Below are 20,226 nucleotides of genomic sequence, written 5' to 3' on the forward strand. Positions count from 1 at the left end.
TATCGCTGCTCGGTCTTCCTTTTCTCGCGAAACTCTTAGAAATCTAGTCATCCTCTCAATTGATGCACTCAGTGATTTCTATTTTCGTACTGCCGTCGCAGTGTCTCCGCTTATTAAAAAAATCAGCCATTGCTAAGCTGTAAATCTACCGCGGAATCCAGCCGGCATTACACGAATTCGCCCGAGGGGGAACGGAAGTACGTCTCGAACCCACCCTCTGTGTGAACTGCCCAATGCTCGATTGATCTACAAATCCCTAGAAGTACTAGCGTGTATTGGCAGATGCAATGGAGAAGCATGTTATGCTTTGTACCGTCATCGGGGACCTAAAAAATCAATTGAGGCTGTGTCTACTTTTACTGTCCTCAATCACACGAAGGTGGTTGCTGGGTATGGAAGATGCTCCGCCTGCCTAAATAAAGGTTCGACCAGGGCACATCAAGGGCCGAAAACGACAAGTCATATTTCAGTTCGTCCGAAACGTGACTTTATCTATAATCTAAAAAGTGTGCGCCAGCGCACACTTTTTAGATTATAGACATTAAATGGTGAACTTAGGGCGCATAAATAGAGGAGGTTGAAAAAATAGATAACAGAACCGCCCGTGGGTACTCGAATTCTAAGGTTAGCAGTATCGCGTTTGAAACATGATACTCTAATAAGAAGAAAGGAAGGGTGATTAAATGAATTTTGAAACAAAATATTTGATTAGGTGGGGAATTCCCGGGTGGGTGTTCATATTTTGGTTATTCTTTTATTTTTCATTCACGCAAAATAATTACTCCGAATTCGTAAAAAATGTTCCGTTGCTGATATCTTTGATAGTTGCAGGGGTGCCTTTAGGATATCTAATTTATCAAATCTATTTTGTCTTTTTTTGGAGTATTAGAACAAAAGACAGTTTGAACAAATTTAGAACCGAGCTTGGAGACAAATTTTCTCCAGACACAACCTTTGGTACTCTCTACAAGAATAGAAATAACGATTACTACTATCTTGAGCACGTGTGGCATTCTATGTTGTTGGAACAGGATGAGGGGATCCGGGCTTATTTGGAGGGGCGATATAGACATTTGCTGAGCACTGTCCATGGGGTAGGGACATTGTTTGTCAGTGCAACAGGGTCACTAGTTCTTGTCTTCCTCTTGTTAGTTCGTAGTTTGATCACAGGCGAAGAGCCATTGTTGTTTTACATCGGTATTGCAATGCAAATCATTATCTTAGCTGCGGCTGCTCTAAACTATAGATACTTTTCCGATAATCTTCGTGCGTTTCAAATCAGCATGTTAAATAAATATCTATCTTGAAGTGATGTGCCAAAGGATTTAAATCATAGTTCTAAAAATACAAGATAGACTAGTGATTATAAAAATGCTTATTGATTTCTTTTTCATCTAAAAGGAGAGATGAATCATGTATATTCTTGAATCATCTCTTTTTGATGAAATATCTGTAGTCGTTATGATGAAAATTTTCAGCATCTTACATATTCATTTAATTTATCCAATATAAATATCAACCAAGCAGACACGAAAGCATTCATCATATTTTTGCTGGGAAGTTAAAAAGAGTAGGGGTAGAAGCCGGATTTTGCAAAAACATTTATCACGACAGAGGTTCTTCCTCTTCGTTCTGGTTCATTTCAAAAAAGAAATCAATAAAATCTTTCCCAAACCTTGAGATTTCGAACTGCTCCTTAGATTTAAATTTAGGTTCTTTCAATTTTGGTAAACGATTGGACTTCGGATTTGAAAGTTTTTCAAGGTATGTAAAAATATTTTTGAATGTCATTGAGATTTCTTTGAGATCATCAACGACATTAAGATCTGTGCGAGTTGTCAATAAACCAATCCGAAGCAAATTTCTTCTTACTGCTTCGTACTGCTCATAGGATATCCCATGTCTCTCCATGACATCGTGAAATGTCTCTTTAGAACCCTCTTGGTACCAGAATCGAGTCGAATTCATTAGCCGTAAGACCGAAATATCGATTATTCGTAATTCTTTCAACACGTCGTAATAGGTTAAGACAAAGTCTTCTGATACAAAATCGTGTTTCGTGATTTGTACAAATCCATTGACCATGTACTTAATTTTTTCTTCTTGTTGCTCGTCTATCGCCGAGTCTATTACATATTGAAACAGTCTATCAATCTGCTCTTTTTGTTCACTGGTTTTAGAATCGAGATTAGACTGAATGGATTCCACTTTTAAATTTAACTCTTCAGCGACACGTATCATGTTTCTTTCGAAGCGAGCACGTTTATAGCCTTGAACGGCTCCTGATACCCCGGGGATAAATGAGCTCGCCGCATCTACAGCTAAATCACCTGCCGCACTTGCGATAGACTTCTTAGCTACCTCCGCACTTATTTCGCTTCCTACTGTCAAAAAAGTATCCAGAGCAAATTCACGGCTAGATTGCTTCACATCTTCTTTTTTGTCTCTGCCCATTGAACTCATTCCTTTCATCATAAGTAATTCTATTTTATAGGAAATGTATAATAAACGCTTTAGTGGGAATAGACGTACATATTGCAAAAGTTGTTACTACAGAAACAATAAGTTCAGGAATAAGAGAATTGAGATTGGATAGATAAATATTTAAGGAAAAGAAATCGTAAAAAGTACGAACAAAGTAATAAAGATAATTAATATTGTTGGTGTAAAAAAGAGAATACTTACTGCTGACATTTGATTCTTGGTTTCCTGATGACGTATCCAGATATTTTAACCAGATAGGTGCTCACATTCTGGGAGAACGTCTAGAATCAGCTAGCGTTTCCAACAGAAAAAGTGTTGGTCGTGAATCGGAAAGCCCTAAAGCCTCATTCATTTTCCCATCCGTTCGCCGTGTTCTTTAGGCCTAGCAATGATCTAAAAGATATCATGTCGTTGAGTATACGGGAAAATAAACCCCCCATATGATCGTTATTAAGTTTATATTAAAGTTATTTAGGATTATCCAATCATCGTGAGGAGTGATCTCGTGGCAAAATTAAATCAAATAGTTGAGGAGATTTCAAATATTTTAAGTGGAGAAAAGGCTTATAATTTGCCGAGTGTCTGTGGAAGATATGGATTAGACGAGGGAGAAGAAAGTGAGGCGTTCTCTAGTAAGAGGTTGTATATCCAAAAGAGGTTAAAGGGGAAGAATCAACTCTTTCTTTTGGACCTCTCTAAAAGAATTATTGATGATTATGGAGAAAGTGCCAAGTCTCTATCAAAATTAATGTACAGTGTGAATCCCAAAGGGGTTTTTGAAATCAGTGAAATAACCAGAAAAAACATTTTTGATGAGCTATACAAGCGAACTGATTTATGGGGGAGAGCAGATGTCGTTTCTTTCTTTAAGAGAATTTGGGATTTAGACGCGATGCCTTCAAGAGATGGTAGATTTGATACAGCTGCTCAGGATATTTGGCAACACATGATTAATAATTATGACTATGATGAACAGTTCTTATTGGAGGAATACTTTGAATTGTTGATAAAAAACGATCAAGAATTCATGAATTTTTTGGAGCAATTAGTTCATCCAATGATAAGAAATCAATCCTCCCAAGAGTCATATATCAATTTATTGAATGAACATTTGCATAATGATGGATTTCATCTATATCCTACTAGCCAACTCTCTGGATACCCGATTTATAAAGTTCATAGAATTCAAAACGGAGTGAGAGGCGAAGTAAAGAACCTTATTTTTGCTGCTGTAGGCGCCAAGCCAGAAATTATTATAAATGATTCTCTCAACAATGACATTACCATTGTAAAGCACAAAGACAACTGTTTGGTTTATGAAAAACCAATATCTTCTGATGGATTGTACTGGGCAGAATTAGTTGATTGGTGGAGCGATATGAATCCTACGCTGACATCCTATAAAGAAAAAGAAGTTTCACTGTACAAACGATTGTTAAATTCGTTAGATTCTCCACCAGAAATTACTTTCTTTAAAGCGTATTTTCAGTTACTCAGAGGTCAATATCATCAAAACCTGCCTGCGCTAATCCCTCAAGTTTATCTTCATTATGATCCCTATACAAAAAGACAGCGGAATGGAGAAATTTATTTGCCACGTCAGAGAATGGATTTCTTATTGCTTCTTCCAAATCGAGAAAGAGTTGTTATTGAAATTGACGGGAAACAACATTATTCAGAAGAAAATGTTGCTAGTCCTCAACGGTATGCAGAGATGGTTTCGGCAGATCGGGATTTGAAGTTACATGGGTATGATGTCTACAGATTCGGTGGTTATGAATTAATGAATGAAGATAAAAGTGCTGAACTGATGAAAAACTTCTTTAATAGCTTCTTTAAGAAGTACGCCATTAAAACTACAAATGCCCAATAACCAAAAGTAGAAATTAAACATAGGTGATTGTTAGTTTTTAGAGATTGAAAACAAGATGCCTTCCTGCTCGCTCTTTTTTATAAGTTGCAAAGGTTTTATTGATAGTAGAAAAAAACCTAATACGTCCATAATTGATTTATGTTGCCTTTCAGATGATGATAGGTATCTTAATGTTCAACGAAACAAATTTATCCGAGTGTTCAGGTATTTATTCAAACGGTAAGTCAGCGTTCGATACGTTTGAGAGTCGATCAAGTGATTGCAAGTAACCGTTCGTCGTATTTATCGATTCGTGACCGACCAATTGCATGACCCCAATCAACGAATTGCCGTTTGCTAGGAGCTTTGTGATGTAGGCCCGGCGGAACCAGTGAGGCGGGGTCTTCTCTTCATTCGCTACATGGTCGACTGCCTGATGACTCATCAGGCGCAGGGCCTCATATGTGATGGCCTTGTTGTTTTTTTTCGTGCTAAAGGCGATGAAAGGAGACGAGACTTCCTCAATCATCATCAATGTCTGCAGCCGGTTCACGAGGTGAATCGCCTTCTTGATAACCGGGATGCGGCGCCACTTGTCACGTTTCCCTTCACTTCCAGGTAGTATGTATACTTATTTCGCTTTACGTCGTGAACTTTATTGATAAAAGTTTTGCGCCTCCCATGCCAGTCATTAATAATTAATAGCCAATCGTCTCGTTCCGGAGCTCCATGAGCTCCTTTTTTCTTGCCTGTTTATATGAAACAAGTGCCATCGGTCACTCACTTGCTGAATCGTCTCATCGGCTAAACGGATGGCCTCCCGAAACTCGACGGATCCAAGCACAGACGGTTTTGAAATTCCGAGAAGGAAGTAAGGCGATCGGGCGTCGCGTCTCTAGATCACAGATGATTGTCCCGTACTTTTTTTGTTTTCTTCAGGCTCAGTCATCAATGCCAACCAGCGAGGGTCAGACATCTTTCGATGATGTTGTTAGCGTTTCAATAGTTTGATTAGCGTACTATCGCTGATATTGTTCAAAATACGTTCCAGTCCGATAGCACTCATCCCACTTAAGAGCCTCAGTAGCCCACATTCTAAACGAATCGTTCTGCAGGAGTGTGGTCGATACAGGGATAGAAATCTTTCCGTAAAGATGCTTGAGGGACAGTTTGGTTCGTCGTAGAAGAAACGTCTTGCCTGAATTCGTAGCTGAACATCATATCCGAACACACGCTCATCGTGCAATGTCCTGATGTATCGGCTATGGATACGTTGTGAACCTTTAGTGCAATGGGGACAGGGTGCACACGACTTTTTTCCATGAGAAATGAACTGATACGCTTCATTGCAACGGTTCACCTCGACTACTTCTAGTTCTGGAAGAAACTCGTTTAACATGATTGATCCCTTCAATCCTTTTAGTAAACTAATTCTCGAAGATTACCTTCATCAAAAGTGAGGAAGAACCAATTTTAAACCGCTGTTGACAATGGACAGCATTGCAAAATTAGAACCGTGACATTTATACGATGCGATTTAATTCGGTACCTGGAGATATATTCCTATTACGATTTTTATCTGTTCATAATGTTAATTTTTAAGACAAGATGTAATTGCAGGAACAGTTTAGTCCAAGATGGTTTAAATATGGAACGGTTCATGTCGAACTCCTCCCTATTTATGAACGGTTTTGGTACCTATTTATCCTTTTCTGTTTTCACCAGTTCAGAGAATATGTCCGGGACTCTCTCTGCGACTATCGAGGTCTCAAAAAAAAAACAAGCGGTCACCTAACAGCGACTACTTAGCGATGTCATGTAATTGTTTGGCGATTAAATCCGCATCTTTGAATCTAATATTGTCACGATATTGAATTCGAATATTACAATTTAGAAAATAAATACAATATAAAGAATATTAAAGAAATTTTAACGATTAAAAGAATTTATGATACAATTTAGTAAATAAATAGGAATGGATGTGTTTGGAAATGGTAAAAAGATTTTTAATTAGTATGTTTGGTATGTTCTTAATCGTTGGTTACACTTTACCCTCTTCTGTTGCTGCGAATTCAGAGAGTACAAGTAATTACTTGAATGAGGTTAAAAGCAACCAGATAACAAATTTTGTAATGATTGATGATTCAAACAGCATGTTAAAGTATACATATACTGCAAATGGACAAAGTTATTTAGTCGAAGAAAAATTTGTAAACGATAAAAAAGTGGTTAGTAAGATCTTTGTTAAAAACCAAAAAACAGGGAAATACAAAAAAGAAGATGTCATCACTACTTCGTATTTAGAGAACGAAGGAACGGTAGTTCAAACAAATGAATCTTTTGAAGTAATTAGTAATGTCGATATTGATTCAATGAAAAGTGTTATCGAAAAAAACACTGAAGCTTATGACGACTTGACTCAAAGTCTAAACCTATCGGCTTCTTCGTATACACCATGGACATATAGTAGTACTAGCTATGGAAATAGTACTCCAACGAAATGGTTAGTAGGTGCGATTGGTATAACAATTGCCGCCATTACTAAAGTTCCTGCCACTGTTAAATGGGTTACGAATATTGCAAACCTAACTTTCCAGCTTTATAACGATAAAGTATATTACAAATATGTTTCTTATCATAGAGGATCTGGCTTGACTTCGGAAGTGATGACCCATAGATATGTTTATACAACTAGCAGTTATAGTAAGGCTCTCGGCTACTCTGTTACAGTATCTGGTCGCACGGGCATGCAAGTTGTTTCAACAGTCACGTTATAATTAATATAACATTTTATCAAGATGGCTCTTATTTTTTAAGAGTCATCTTTTTTGACTTTCTTATATAAAACCTTATAGCTAGAATATAATTATAAATAAAGTGATTTCTATTAAAGATAAAAATTATCAATTAATAACAATTTAGTTTTAGCTTTATAAAAATTATTTTGTAAGTGAGAAAAAATGAAACTCGACGCATAAAAAAAGAGAAAAAATAAATCCAATCACAATATGCGATTGGATTCGTCACCTATTTTATAGCTGAATTAAATTTAATTGCCTGCAGTTAGCCCCGTTATTTTAGTTTTATGTAAGTTACAAATTTGCACCATCGGACCATCTGGTTAATCCATATCCAAAAACAAACAATGTTACAAGTAAGAAAACAATCCATAAGTAATAGCCTTTTGTTCCTCTGTTATTTATCGCCATCACTAAAGTCCAAGCAATTAATGAAAGTGGCCATAAAAGAAATAGCCAAATGCCTTTCAAAAAAATAGCTAAAACTCCCAACATCAATGAGGCATATAACAGAATAGTTCCAATTTTTTTCATACTTACTCCTTTGTGCTTTAAAAGTATAGTTTTTAATAATTTAACAAATTCATTTTAGATTTTTGGGTATTTTTAGTTGTTACTGATAGATTAATGTAACCGTATATGTATGTCAAACAATCATTTAAAAAGTGCTTCTTAATTACGACGTAGCGATATTTATGGTACTCAACTACTGGTAATTTTTCACAGGGTTCATATGAATGATTAAGAAAAAATTGATAGTCATTTACAGATGTGTTCCGATGTTATTGGTATTATCTCCTTTATATACTCAAATAAAAGAACAGTATGCTTTCATTACTAAGAAAATGTTTGTATAGCCTTTTCGATTAAATAAGCTCTACTTTTTAAAAGAGGAATAGAACTTATTTAAATGGCAAATTAGCATTAGAAAAGTTTGAAAGTTCGTTGAGAGATTGTAAATAACCGTTCGTTGTATTAATTGATTCATGACCAACCAACTGCATGACTCCAATCAACGAATTTCCGTTCGCCAGGAGCTTTGTGATGTAGGCCCGGCGGAACCAGTGGGGCGGGGTCTTCTCTTCGTGTGCGACATGGTCGACCGCCTGATGGGTCATCAGCCGTAACGCCTCATAGGTGATCGCCTTGTGAGCTTTTTTGGTGCTGAAGGCGATAAAAGGGGACGATACCTCCTCAATCATCATCAATGTCTGCAGTCGATTCACGAGATGGGACGCTTTCTCGGTAATCGGAATGCGGCGCCACTTGTCGCGTTTCCCCTTCACCTCGAGGTAAGATGTATGCTGATTTCGCTTCACATCGGTGAACTTGATTGACAACAGTTCTGCAGCTCGCATGCCTGTCGTCAACAACAAGTACCCGATCGTCTCGTTTCGGAGCTCCATGAGCTCTTTTTTTTGTGCCCGCTTGACGGTATATCGGAACGACTCGGCAATCCGCTCGATCTCGTCGAAATCGATTTCACGCCGAAGCAACTCAGGCCGCTGCTGGTTCTTCACATGGAAGGCCAGGTTATGCAGATGATACTGGTTGACGTGGAGGTAGGTCAGGAGGCGTTTTAACATGTGGTTTTTCCGCTGTGCCGTGCGTGGGGCATACTGTTCGTTCACCTCAAACAAGTAACGATGGATGTCGAGTACGGTCAGGTGTTTTAACCCATCTGTCTTCGTCATCACAAAACTGAGGACGAACTCGAGGTCCAGTTTGTACGCGCGTCGCGTGTGCGGGCTCTTGTCCGCATAGATCGGGAACAGTTCTGTCGCCCAGAACAATTCGATGATCTCGACATCATTCAAGGTCTCGAGATCAATATGGTCCTTCCTTAATGCTTCGGCCAGTTTCGGGTTGGCCCCGGTCAGTTCTCGCAATGCTACCTCGAACGCTTGCTGTTTTTTCTCGATCTCCATGCTTCTCCCTCTTTTCGCTCTCTGTTTTCTACTAAATATCTGTAGTCCTTGAAATATGAGGTGAAATATAAGTAATACATATGTATTTATATTTAAAATACGTTTGTAATTAGATGAATTGATTAAAAAATATGTATTACATTTATATATTTAAGTACAACTAAATTATTAACACTTGTGATAATCTTATATTATCACAAGTTAGTTAGTTAAAATAAAAATAATCTTCAAAAAACGTCTGATATAATGTTAAAAAAGGAGGAATTACGATGAGTGATGAGAGTTTGAAATTAATTGAAAAAATACAAAAATTAGAAGAAATTGTTGAACATCTAAGTTTTAAACAAGATCTTATTTTTTACGATAATAATGTTAATAAATTTTTATACGAATACGATATTAACAAAAATCAATTTAGTCAGATCATGGATGTTATGGATGAGTTTGAAACTAAAATTAATAACAATGAACCAGTTGACCATAGAGCATTTGAAGAAATAATTTATGAAGTTATCCCTCAACAAAAGGGTAATTATCATTTTGCTGAAGCTTTAGCGAGAAACTTTTGGGAAGATAGACGGTGGGAAGAAGTATTTATCAATTTGTACGGTTATATGGAAAAATATAAATATTATCAAAGGGGTCTATGAATCATATGAATTTAAGCACTGTTGCAGATATAATGGGAATATTTGCTGCATTTTCGGCTGGTTTATCATGGTTCAAAGCTCGAAAACATTCTAAAAAAGCAGAACAATCACTTTCAATTATTCAAAACTATAGAACTATTGAAATTTTTACAGAAGTTAATCGTAGAATTGATACCATAAAAGTAAATATTAGAAGGGTAAAAAAAGGATCTAATCCCCAACGAGTTTATGGCGAAGTTGAAAGCTTAATAAATGATATAGTTAATGATATACCAACTACTTACACTCAACTGATAGAAGAACTTAGAAAGATCGAACGTGCTATTCAAAGCTCTAAAGACAAAAATGAACCACTGGTCGACGAAGAACAGTATAAAATTTTAGATAGAATTGATACTATCAAAACAAATACAAAAATAATTGTTGAAGATTTGCGCAAGGGAATTTAAATTAGTAATTTTTTTAAAAATTTCACCCATCACTAAGATGACTCTGGTACTTCTCCGGGTTCTTTTGAGGTTCCCTTTTATGCGTCTAGAATGGTAATAGCCAACTATTACTGTTATTTTCTCAGGAATTCAAAAATATAGACTTTGTTGAGCGCTTAAAACTAGAATTAATTTTAAGCGCTTTTTGAATACGTACTTGGTTTCTTATAGAAAATCTCTTGAAAGTTAGAGGAATTATTTATGCCAAATATAAAAAAAGAAAGAAGCAGTGTATTAGATGCGAGTATATTCATCACGCTCGCAACTGCTTTATTGTATTTGTTGGTATATCAATATGAAATAACTTATATTAAAAATTTTGGACTAGATGATTTTGGCATTGTTACAGTTTCATTTTCAAACTTTATTAAGATATCCTCAAAAATTGTTATTATCTTTATGGTATATGCAGTCATGTACATAACAGTAGTCTTAAATTTAATGTATAGAACGCATCCTTATGCAAAGTTAGCATTTGAATACCATGCTTTTTTTATTATGATGTTAGTATTATATTTTGTTCAATTTAAAGATAATTTTTTTTATTTTTCTGTTTTCTTTGGATCAATTCTATTGTTTGTTATTTCAGTTTCTTGGTGGAACTATAGACACATAAAAGGTCCAAAAAATAAGGTTGAAGCCTATTTAAATAATAAAGTTATAAATTTAAGCGATATTGTTCATTTAATTTCAACTTCAAACGTAGCAAAATTTGTAGTTTTAGTCGCATTTTTGTCATTTTCCTTGTCCATAGTTAGTTTTCTCGCTGATACAGATACAAAAAATCAAACAACTTACTATGTAACTGAGTTCAAAGGAGAAAGTTTTGTAATGATCTATGCCGGAAATGAAAAATTACTATTAGCTAAATTTGACACTAAGACTAACACCTATACAGAAGAAGTAATCGTAGTAAATGTCGTCAGTAATAATGACACTACCATGAAATTAAAAAAATTAACCCTGTCTGACGGCATCAAACTAGATAAGCAAAATTAATTTGAAAGAGCAATTATTTAACTACACTTTGCTATCATGCAAAATGTAGTTTTTTCAATATGACGGCGTGAAAGTATGTAACCATTGATATCTATTTAATCTAGTTATTTGTTAAATTTATTATCATTAAAAAAGTCATTTAAAGAAACATCTAAACCATCACAAAATTTTTGAATTGTACTCACTTTAGGATGTTTTGTGCGTCCGCTCATCAACTCTGAAATCGTAGCTTGATTCAATCCACCTTTTTTGATGACTTGATGGATTGTCATATCACGTTCTGCTGCGAGCTCTTTCATCCGCTCGACGATTGCCTCATTCAATTCCACTTGCTCACCCCACGATCCTAGTACTCTCTCCATCACTTATTCTTTACAAATCCCTCTATTCCTCTACCCTATCACAATCTCTTGAAATCAAAATATTTATCATTATTTTCTATAATCAAAGCGTTATTTTTTTACAATTGTGCGACAAAATCAAAAATATTGAGTTACTGTTACTCATTATCCCTTGTATAGAGCGGATTCGACAAGAATCGTCAACTGTAAAATTTCTGACATATCAGAAAACTGATGATTTTTATTCCTAACCCTGTTATATTGGAACCAACAAAAGGAAACATCTGTTTGTTCGCCGCTCTGGTTTACAGAAAGGGGAAGGCTTATGTATCGATTCGGGGAGTGGTTGAAAGAGAACCGCCGGCTCTCGGGCTGGTCACAGATCGAACTATCAGAGAAGACATTTGGAGAGATCTCACAGCCCGCCATCAGTCAGTATGAACAGAACCGCTCGGTGCCGTCGATTGCGGATATCGACCATCTGGCCCGCGCATTCGGACACACACTCGCGACGGTGCCATGGGACGCCATCGACTTCGGGTACGGAGCGAAGCGTTCCGTCACTAAGCTTGAGCGACGCCGGTTCGACCTGAAGGAACTCCCGCAGGCCGACTCGGTGCGCACGTTCGACGGGAAGACATACGAACTGCACGGTTTCATCGGTGTCGAGAAAGGGAGCGGTGAGGCGGTCCAGTTGACGCAACTCTATTACCGGATCCGCACGGTCGTCTGTGACGCCCACGTGCTTGCCAAACGCAAGAACCCGGACGACGAGCTCATCCACGTCAAGAAACGGAAAAGAGTTCGACAGTAATCGACATCGACGCAGCAGCACATCCTTAAGGATGGTCTACTCCAATCACATACCGGCGTATCCCTCACCAGTGACCGGGTGGGCGGGATCTACGCACAGATGGTTCGGCGAGAGTCGCCTAAAACTCGCCACAAGGTCACCACATCGTTCCGGGTCATCGAAAAACCCTGTACAGCTCCTTCGATTCAACAAGGAGCGGAGTTCGTGGGGCAACGGCTAGAAACCCACCGCACCGAATCCGACTGTCCTTAATGATGTGCTGCTGCACATCAAGAGATCAAGGGAAGGAAGTGTGTATTGTGGCATCAAAAGAACAGAAACAGAACCGTAGCTTCGCCGAGAAACTCTTACGCATCCGTGGGAAGGACTATGAGGAATGGCTCGACGAACAACATCAACAAGTCATCCAGGACAACCAGGAACTCATTTTGGAGGCACTCGAGGCGAAGCTCAGCTTCAAGTCACCGGCGCACCAGGATTAAGGAGGGAACGACATGGGACTCAATGAGACAGGGCTCAGCTTGCTTCAGTTCTTCCAGGGACTCGCCGTCATCGCTGCGGCCATCGCTTTCGCGATCGGGGGCTTCTACTTCATCTTCGGCGGGGATCGTGGCCGCTCGAAGGCCGTAGGTTGGCTCGTCGGAGGCGCCGTCGGCCTGATTATCGTCATGGGCGCGTTCACGCTCGCCGAGATGGTCGACCAGAACATCAAATTCTAATGCACACGCACGCAGCGTTCCAATCGGAAGGCTTTTTTTGTTGCTTGAAACGAGAGGAGGAACGAGATGCTGTTTGTACGATTCACCGACGTGCCGGACACGCGGATCCAGAACTATGAGCGGCTCACCTTTGCCAAGGCGGTCGTCGCGACACATGATCTGCACCAGGCCCTTAGCGAAGAAGGGACGAGCTGTTCCGGTGACTTCCGGCTCTTTGATCAGAAAGATGAGCTGCTCTATCGGGGAACGTTCACGTTCGGAACCGAAGGAACGTATCCGAACCTGTATCATCAAGTGCAAGACCGGGTACAACGGATCCGGACGAAGAAAGAGGACAATTCGAAGAAGATGTGGCTTCTCGACGAAATCGAGTCCGAGACACCGGACGACTATAAGCGCCCGTCCGCTAAATCGAATCCGATTGTATCGTCGACCTATCAATCAAGCCTGACCCGACTACAGCGCCGCCTCATCTACGGGGCGGCCACGGCCGGGATTCTATTCACCTCACTCTTCACTGCCGCGCAATGGGTTATCGATAAAGAGGCACACGCCGAACAGGGGACCGATGGCGAACAGACGTGGCTGAATGCTTACGAGCAGGCGCTCCAAGGTGAGGAATCCTCACTAATCAATTTACTGGAACGAAAAGACCGGTCCGAGGAAGAGGATGCCCTATTAATCGACCTCTATCTGACGGAAGGAGAAGACCAGAAGGCGCTCGAGCTCATGGATGATCCCATCCTGATCGAGACGAAGCTGGCCAGGCTCGACCTATCCGATAAGGAGAAATTGGAACGGCTCCAGGAGTTCCAAGCGTCACATCCGACCGATGAGGGTGCGTTCGATATCGCCACACTGGAACGAGACCATGAGACCGTGGCCAATACGAAAGACGTGGAGTGGACTGCTCCCCGCATCTCTGCGAAAGTGACCGCCTATCTCTATCTCGGGGACATCCAGTCCGCGAATGAGTGGGCATCCAAAACGAACGACCCTGACGTACAAGAACAAGTCGACAAGTACCAAAATATCACGGCCACTATCGATGGACTGAACGAGAAACTTAAGAAGACCTCTAGCAAGGACACCTCGGCACGTGAGAAGATTCAAGCCGCTATCGCTGCTCAAGAAGTTAACCTAGAAACGATTCTTCATTCAGATTAAGGTAGGTGAAATAATTGAGAATTCAGTCTCTGTCACCACGATTTCCGATACGTCTGATTTTCCCCGCCCTGTTCTGCCTGTTGGTGTTACCGGCCGGGCTTTTTTATCTGCTGAACGGGGTCTACAACATCATTCGACAAATCATGACCCCGATCGTACAAGACGGGCTGTTGGCCGAGGCGACGATTCCGACGCTCTCACCCTCTTTATTCTTGGAGGTGAGTCTTCCTTCTTCGACCGTCTTGCTCGGACTGACCGCGTTCAGTCTGTTCATCGGATTGGTCGTGTTCAGCAAGGTATGGCTGAACTTCCGGGATCTGCGACAGAATCAGAAAGGGAGCGCCCGCTTCACCTCATTCGATGAATTGAAACAACAGTATCGTCGCGTCCCGGACCGGAAGAAACAATATAAAGGATCAGGTGGTGTCCCCGTCGGACGGGTCAAGAACGAGCTGTTCATCGACGACTCGCCCGTCAATAACCTCGTCATCGGGACGACCCGATCCGGGAAAGGCGAGACGTTCGTCTTTTCGACAATCGACCTGTACAGCCGGGCGCGTGACCAGGCGAGCCTGATCATCAACGACCCGAAAGGTGAGCTCTTCGCCGCCTCGAAGGAGACGCTCGAGCAACGCGGTTATCAGGTCGAGGTGTTGAACCTGATGAACCCGCTCCAATCGATGTCGTACAACCTGTTGCAGCTGACAATCGACGCATTCCTTGAGGAGAACTACTCGCTCGCCCAACAGTATGCGCGCTCGGTCGCGTTCATGTTGTACCATGACCCGAAGGCACGGGACCCGTTCTGGGCCAACTCGTCAATCGACCTGTGTACGGCGCTCATCCTCGGGCTCTGTGAAGAGGCGAAGGACAAACCGGAGAAGATCAACATGTACAACGTCGCCCTCATGCTCTCGGATTTAGGATCACGGACGGTGGTGACGCGACAAGGACAGGAGATCTCCGCACTCGACGAGTTCTTTCAACGGTTCCCTGAGAACCACCCGGCCCGGCTCCAGTTCGCGACACTCCACTTCTCGGGTGGGCAGACACGGGCAAGTATTCTGGCCAACACGAACGCGAAACTCGGCATCTTCACGTTGAACGGGACCGGGAAACTGACGTCGATGAACTCGCTCGACATGCGACGCATCGGATTCAACCGCTGGATCAGTGGACGGACTGAACCTTTGACACGGCTCACGTTCACGTTCCCCGATGGGACGACCCATGCGCTCACGACAGACGACGATGGCAGCTTCATCGTGTACCACGCGTGGTCACTTAGAACTGGAGACGCCGTTCACATTTCGACTGACTCAAGCACTGCGACGATCCAGCTGGAAGCGTATGACGAGGAAAGTGGACGTTTCCGTTACGCAATCGATGGGATGATACAGATCCGTGAGGTGATGCACCAGATGCGTCCCGTGGCGGTGTTCCTCATCGTCCCGGACTATGACCCAACGTTCAACGTCATCGCGTCGCTCTATATCAAGCAGGTGTATACGTCACTCGCCCGGGTCGCTTCGCAGACGAAACAAGGTAAATGCGAGCGTCAGGTCGTCTTCCTCCTCGATGAGTTCGGCAACATGCCGCCGATCGAAGGCATGGCCAACATCATCACGGTCTGCCTCGGTAGGAACATGCGCTTCAACCTCGTCATCCAGGCCTACTCCCAACTCGAAAACCTATACGGAGAGGATTGGAAGACGATTGACGGCAACTGTGGGAACACGCACTATCTGTTGACCGCGGACGAGTCGACCGCCGAACTGATCTCGAAGAAGCTCGGTGAGGCGACCATCGTCACGAAATCGCGGTCCGGGCAGACGTTCTCGCTCAAGAAATCGAAGACGGAGAACGTGGACGGCCGTCGGCTCATGACAGCGACCGAGGTCATGGGACTCAAAGAGGGCGAGATGCTCATCATCCGTGTCATCAAGCGTCAGGACACGAAGAAACGACGTATCCAGTCGTATCCGATCTTCCTGAGCGGCAAGACGGCGATGAAATATCGTTACGAATACCTGGCGGACGACTTCGACACGGACCGCTCCCTGCATGACATCGACATCCCATGCCGTCACGCCGGTCTCGACTTCGAACAGATCCGTATCCGTTTCGCGAAGCAAGAAGACGAAACGGATATCAATATTCCATCGAATCAGGAAGATAAGTCATTGACGGTACGTGATGTGTTGCAGGACAGCATCCTCCGCTCGATGTTCGAAGGACATGACATCGGTGGGATGTCCCTCCCTGAGTTCGAGACGAACCTGAACCTAGGAGTATACGACGTCACCGACAGCCAGAAGAGCTTTTTGAGCACGATGATCGCGAAGCGACTCGAGAAACTGAAGCAAGGCACACCGTAGAGAGGAGGCCGAACCCATGGCCGAGAGTGCGAGAGAGAAGCGAATCCAGAACGAATTGCGTGTCGTCGCGAGGATCATCGAGACGCAACGCGTCCGCCTCGAACGGGGCGACGTGCTCAATATCCAAACGACCGATGGCTTTCTGACCGTCTATCAAGACGACACCTCAGACACCCCGAAAACTGTTACACTAATAGATAAGTTCGACTTCCGCGTCAACTTAAAAGTCGCGGATCTATTGAAGGGGAAAATCGTCTGACGGAGGGGTAAACGTTATGAGGAAAATCTTGATTGGTGTCCTACTCGGGAGTTCGTTACTTTTAGCATCGTGTGGTGCCGAGAGTTCGAATTATCTTTCTATGACTTCTGTTGAAGAAATTGCAGATATTAAAACTGGCCAAGAAAGTGCATACGTTCTTGTAGACAGCGATAGTCAAGGTAATGAAGGGGCTTACGTTGATACTGTGCGAGAAGTCGCCACGGAAAAAAAGAAAGACGTTCTCTTATTCAATCCGTTTCAGCCTAATGGGGAAGATCTTGAAGAACGTTCTACCCAAGAACATCCTGAATTTAAAGGTGGCAGGTTGTACGAGATGACTGATGGTGAAATTAGTCGTGAATTAAATGTATCTGCCCTTACAGAAGATGAATTAAAAGACCAAGTCACTAACTTCATTAAATAGCCTCTGAATGGAGGGATTCTATGGGTGATAACGAAGTCGTAAATAAGCTACAAGAGTTCACTGATATCCTTAGCCTCAGTACACTGGTACTGGATGCCCTCCGCTCAATGGGTTGGATTTTAGTACGTGGCTTAGCAGCATTAATTGATGGACTTGAAAAAGTGACTGACAGCATATTACTAACGAAAACATTTTTTAATAACTCTCAAGTGGTTGAATTCGTTTCTACGATTCAACCTTTTTTGTACGTTCTTTTAGCTGCTAGCTTCCTATTTACGGGTTACCTAATCATTTTTCAAAAGAAATTTGATCGAGAAGGATTTTTGATCAATCTGTTTATCACATTGCTCATTCTCGGACTCTTATCCCCAACAATGACGCAAGTAAGTGAATTTAGTGATACTGCGATTGATTTCACAACTCAAAACTCTGGCGAAAATTCTTCCAGTGAATCGATATCAAATCAGATTTTACGAGAACACATTCATGACTTGATTGAATATGACCGAAACGATTTTCCCAGTTTGGAAGGTGAGGCTTTGAACTCTCTGCCTCAAAGCCATTTACGAAATATCGATATCAATGAGGTATTCGATAGCAATGAATTTCGCTTGGGAAGTACTGGTGAACAAATCTCTCAGTCCAAACTAACCTGGAATGGTGAAACGATGGGAACCACGAAACTCGATCAAGGAGGTGTCGAATGGAACAACCAGTATTACTACCGCTATCAGCCGAACTGGTTGACCATCTTCGTGACGCTCGGGATCATGGGCTTCACGCTGTTTTCCATTGCTTATAAACTGGCGCGTCTCTCGTTCGAGCTTGCCTTCAACTATGTCCTGGCGATTCTCGTTGCACCGGCTGACCTACACAGTGGCCAAAAGACGAAGAAGGTCATCCAGAGCATTTTGAACACGTTCCTCGTGATCATCCTGATCTTCGTCTCCATCAAGTTGTACACGATTGGGACCGCCTATCTCGCAGAGACGTTGGACGGGTTCGCCTACCTGATTGCCCTCATCGCCTTCTCGGTCGCCTTGATTGATGGACCGAACATGGTCGAGCGGCTGTTTGGGATCGATGCCGGACTCAAACGGGGCTGGGGTGTTGCGCTCGGCGCCTATGCCGCTGGGAAAGGCGTGACTTCGGCAGGTGCCCACGCCGTCTCGAAGGTCGCGCGTGCCACACAAGGCACACCAAAGATGCCATCGCTCCATGAGGCCGCGACGACACGGATGGATTCAAACTCCGTTCTTCAGAATGGTTCACCGCTTAGTGCGGCGAGCCAAGCTCCACAAAGAGCGGACATCGAAAGACAAACCGAGCCAGATAGTATCGGTCAGACCGCTCAAACCGCCAGTCGCACTCAACCTGAACAAGATAAACCGACAATTCCGCAAGACGTTGCGCAACCAAACAACGGTCAAGAAACCGAGCTTGAAGTGCACGGTTCCCAACACGTGAACGAAGCGTCGGACCGCACGTCTCCAGAATCAATCCATGCGACGAATCCGAAATCGAATATTGAGCGTGGACCCGACTACCAAACAACATCATCGGAGACGCAGAGACCGGAGTCGATTCACGACCATTCAAGTTCAGGTCATCATGCTCCAATCCCGGCTTCGTCGGCTCTCGAACCGGTCACCGGGTCCATCGATGCCGCATCCGGACCAGACCATCGTCACAATGAATCGGTAGCCCGAAACGACGCGACGTCACCGACACCTCATGAGGCAACACATTCAAACGGCTCATCCTCTTCTTCGTCATCTACGAGGGACTCGAGTGATGCGGCTACAGAAAAACGCCAAGGACGCGCCCGACGGACCATCCATCAGGACACCGTGTTCGACGTCGAGACCGAGGTCATCGAACAGGTCCGAGAGAATCAGACGCACCGTCATACACAGAATCATGAAGAAACGCGAAGGATCTATCCGACCTCGCCACCGAAATCTGACAACATGAAGAAAAAGGAGTGATGACCCATGCGCAAATACCGGATCCCGAACGAGGTCACGACCGAGCTCAAGATCAACAAGATGCTCTATCTGCATGACTTCCTGTTCCTCGTCGGGCTCATCGTGCTCCGGCTCGTGACGCTCCCGTTCATCCCGTCGGTGCTACACATCCCGTTCACGGTCTTTCTCGTCGTCTTCGGTCTGTTCATGGTGCTCAGACCGGCGACGAACCCGCAGAAGCGGATGGTCCACGCGCTCTATTACGCGCTCATCAAACGGAAAGACACCTATCTCGCGCTCGACGCGCACACGAAAGGACGTGACTGAGATGGCTTTCATCGAGGAGTCGCTACAAGAACCGAGACGCACGGGCACCTGGCTCGACGAACAGGACTTGGTCGAGAAACGGAAGGTCAAAGACAAGGTCGTCGTCAAACCGACGGTCGCCGAACTGATGCCGGTCGTCGAGATCACCGGTAACGAGGCATTCGAGATGCGCGACGGGACCTATCTCGACATGGTCCAACTCACCTCAAAGGACATCTACTCCTTGAACGAGGAAGAAAAAGACCATGATGTGTTCTCCCTCGCCTATCTTTTGCAAGCGTACACGCATCCGCTCAAAGTCGTGCCGCTGAACACACCGCTCAGTCTCGAGCGGCAGAAGATCAGCATCGAACGACAGATTCGACAAAATCAGACACCGGCCTACCTGCCCTTCTTGTTGAAGAAAAAGCAGGAGCTTGAATATCTCGAGGAGCATCGCACCAATCGCGATTATCTCCTCTTTTTTTATGCCGACGACGAGCGGGCGCTACGCGAGCGGAAGACGCACCTTTATAAACTGCTCCGCCGCTCGAACCCGATGCGCGAGCTGACGCTCGACCAGAAGGTCCATGTGCTGTATCAACTGAACAACCCGAATACGAAACCGCAACTCGACGCTTGAAGAAAGGAG

Annotated in this window: 22 protein-coding genes; 16 read left to right on the forward strand and 6 right to left on the reverse strand. The window is 43.0% G+C overall.

What is annotated here, in order from left to right; genetic code table 11:
* Positions 1-683: 683 nt before the first annotated feature.
* A complete protein-coding gene (locus KNP95_RS14520; RefSeq protein ID WP_214838066.1) occupies positions 684-1,307 on the forward strand; it encodes a BA5345 family protein in 624 nt (207 codons plus the stop codon).
* 298 nt (positions 1,308-1,605) lie between these two features.
* Here the strand turns inward: KNP95_RS14520 and KNP95_RS14525 are convergent, their stop codons facing one another.
* Positions 1,606-2,454: a hypothetical protein gene (locus KNP95_RS14525; RefSeq protein ID WP_214838067.1), complete on the reverse strand. Its 849-nt coding sequence runs from the start codon at positions 2,452-2,454 to the stop codon at positions 1,606-1,608.
* Between the two features lie 535 nt (positions 2,455-2,989).
* On the opposite strand from KNP95_RS14525, the gene KNP95_RS14530 reads away from it, so the two are divergent.
* Positions 2,990-4,357: an AbiJ-related protein gene (locus KNP95_RS14530; RefSeq protein ID WP_214838069.1), complete on the forward strand. Its 1,368-nt coding sequence runs from the start codon at positions 2,990-2,992 to the stop codon at positions 4,355-4,357.
* A 208-nt stretch (positions 4,358-4,565) separates the two neighbouring features.
* Here the strand turns inward: KNP95_RS14530 and KNP95_RS14535 are convergent, their stop codons facing one another.
* On the reverse strand, positions 4,566-4,961 hold the full coding sequence (locus KNP95_RS14535; RefSeq protein WP_214838133.1) for a site-specific integrase: 396 nt from the start codon (positions 4,959-4,961) through the stop codon (positions 4,566-4,568).
* Positions 4,962-5,327: 366 nt separating this feature from the next.
* Positions 5,328-5,735 carry a transposase family protein gene (locus tag KNP95_RS16245; protein ID WP_214838071.1) on the reverse strand — a complete coding sequence of 136 codons (408 nt, stop codon included), beginning with the start codon at positions 5,733-5,735 and terminating at the stop codon, positions 5,328-5,330.
* A gap of 586 nt (positions 5,736-6,321) precedes the next feature.
* Between KNP95_RS16245 and KNP95_RS14545 the strand changes: the two genes are divergently transcribed.
* The gene (locus tag KNP95_RS14545) at positions 6,322-7,113 is read left to right on the forward strand and encodes a hypothetical protein (protein ID WP_214838073.1); all 792 of its coding nucleotides are present in this window, start codon (positions 6,322-6,324) and stop codon (positions 7,111-7,113) included.
* Between the two features lie 315 nt (positions 7,114-7,428).
* On the opposite strand, the gene KNP95_RS14550 is transcribed toward KNP95_RS14545, so the two are convergent.
* Complete coding sequence (locus tag KNP95_RS14550; RefSeq protein WP_214838075.1) at positions 7,429-7,668, reverse strand: hypothetical protein; 240 nt, start codon at positions 7,666-7,668, stop codon at positions 7,429-7,431.
* A gap of 368 nt (positions 7,669-8,036) precedes the next feature.
* Positions 8,037-9,062: a tyrosine-type recombinase/integrase gene (locus KNP95_RS14555; protein ID WP_214838078.1), complete on the reverse strand. Its 1,026-nt coding sequence runs from the start codon at positions 9,060-9,062 to the stop codon at positions 8,037-8,039.
* A 269-nt stretch (positions 9,063-9,331) separates the two neighbouring features.
* Here KNP95_RS14555 and KNP95_RS14560 point away from each other — a divergent pair, with 269 nt between their 5' ends.
* The 3 genes from KNP95_RS14560 (at position 9,332) to KNP95_RS14570 (ending at position 11,199) form a co-directional block, all read left to right on the forward strand.
* Positions 9,332-9,712, forward strand: coding sequence for a DUF1878 domain-containing protein (locus KNP95_RS14560; protein WP_214838081.1), 381 nt, complete (start codon positions 9,332-9,334; stop codon positions 9,710-9,712).
* A 5-nt stretch (positions 9,713-9,717) separates the two neighbouring features.
* Positions 9,718-10,161, forward strand: a complete 444-nt coding sequence (locus KNP95_RS14565) for a hypothetical protein (RefSeq protein ID WP_214838084.1) — start codon at positions 9,718-9,720, stop codon at positions 10,159-10,161.
* Positions 10,162-10,401: 240 nt separating this feature from the next.
* The gene (locus KNP95_RS14570) at positions 10,402-11,199 is read left to right on the forward strand and encodes a hypothetical protein (RefSeq protein ID WP_214838087.1); all 798 of its coding nucleotides are present in this window, start codon (positions 10,402-10,404) and stop codon (positions 11,197-11,199) included.
* Between the two features lie 104 nt (positions 11,200-11,303).
* On the opposite strand, the gene KNP95_RS14575 is transcribed toward KNP95_RS14570, so the two are convergent.
* A complete protein-coding gene (locus KNP95_RS14575; RefSeq protein WP_214838089.1) occupies positions 11,304-11,498 on the reverse strand; it encodes a helix-turn-helix domain-containing protein in 195 nt (64 codons plus the stop codon).
* A 367-nt stretch (positions 11,499-11,865) separates the two neighbouring features.
* Between KNP95_RS14575 and KNP95_RS14580 the strand changes: the two genes are divergently transcribed.
* The 10 genes from KNP95_RS14580 to KNP95_RS14625 all read left to right on the forward strand — a co-directional run bounded on the left by KNP95_RS14580 (position 11,866) and on the right by KNP95_RS14625 (position 20,217).
* A complete protein-coding gene (locus KNP95_RS14580; RefSeq protein ID WP_214838092.1) occupies positions 11,866-12,354 on the forward strand; it encodes a helix-turn-helix domain-containing protein in 489 nt (162 codons plus the stop codon).
* Between the two features lie 299 nt (positions 12,355-12,653).
* Complete coding sequence (locus KNP95_RS14585) at positions 12,654-12,836, forward strand: hypothetical protein (protein ID WP_021065836.1); 183 nt, start codon at positions 12,654-12,656, stop codon at positions 12,834-12,836.
* Between the two features lie 12 nt (positions 12,837-12,848).
* Positions 12,849-13,073: a hypothetical protein gene (locus tag KNP95_RS14590; RefSeq protein WP_012390467.1), complete on the forward strand. Its 225-nt coding sequence runs from the start codon at positions 12,849-12,851 to the stop codon at positions 13,071-13,073.
* A gap of 66 nt (positions 13,074-13,139) precedes the next feature.
* Positions 13,140-14,240, forward strand: a complete 1,101-nt coding sequence (locus tag KNP95_RS14595) for a hypothetical protein (RefSeq protein WP_214838095.1) — start codon at positions 13,140-13,142, stop codon at positions 14,238-14,240.
* A gap of 14 nt (positions 14,241-14,254) precedes the next feature.
* On the forward strand, positions 14,255-16,618 hold the full coding sequence (locus tag KNP95_RS14600) for a VirD4-like conjugal transfer protein, CD1115 family (RefSeq protein WP_214838098.1): 2,364 nt from the start codon (positions 14,255-14,257) through the stop codon (positions 16,616-16,618).
* Between the two features lie 16 nt (positions 16,619-16,634).
* Positions 16,635-16,877: a hypothetical protein gene (locus KNP95_RS14605; protein ID WP_012390470.1), complete on the forward strand. Its 243-nt coding sequence runs from the start codon at positions 16,635-16,637 to the stop codon at positions 16,875-16,877.
* A gap of 16 nt (positions 16,878-16,893) precedes the next feature.
* A complete protein-coding gene (locus KNP95_RS14610; protein ID WP_214834974.1) occupies positions 16,894-17,301 on the forward strand; it encodes a hypothetical protein in 408 nt (135 codons plus the stop codon).
* A gap of 20 nt (positions 17,302-17,321) precedes the next feature.
* The gene (locus KNP95_RS14615; RefSeq protein WP_353048999.1) at positions 17,322-19,289 is read left to right on the forward strand and encodes a pLS20_p028 family conjugation system transmembrane protein; all 1,968 of its coding nucleotides are present in this window, start codon (positions 17,322-17,324) and stop codon (positions 19,287-19,289) included.
* A gap of 6 nt (positions 19,290-19,295) precedes the next feature.
* Positions 19,296-19,595 (forward strand): DUF5592 family protein, encoded by a 300-nt coding sequence (locus KNP95_RS14620; protein ID WP_029336108.1) that lies wholly within the window; start codon positions 19,296-19,298, stop codon positions 19,593-19,595.
* A gap of 1 nt (position 19,596) precedes the next feature.
* Complete coding sequence (locus KNP95_RS14625) at positions 19,597-20,217, forward strand: hypothetical protein (protein WP_214838105.1); 621 nt, start codon at positions 19,597-19,599, stop codon at positions 20,215-20,217.
* Positions 20,218-20,226: the final 9 nt, after the last annotated feature.

The organism is Exiguobacterium sp. s36 (genome assembly GCF_018618345.1).
GTDB classification, from domain to species: Bacteria; Bacillota; Bacilli; order Exiguobacteriales; family Exiguobacteriaceae; genus Exiguobacterium; species Exiguobacterium chiriqhucha.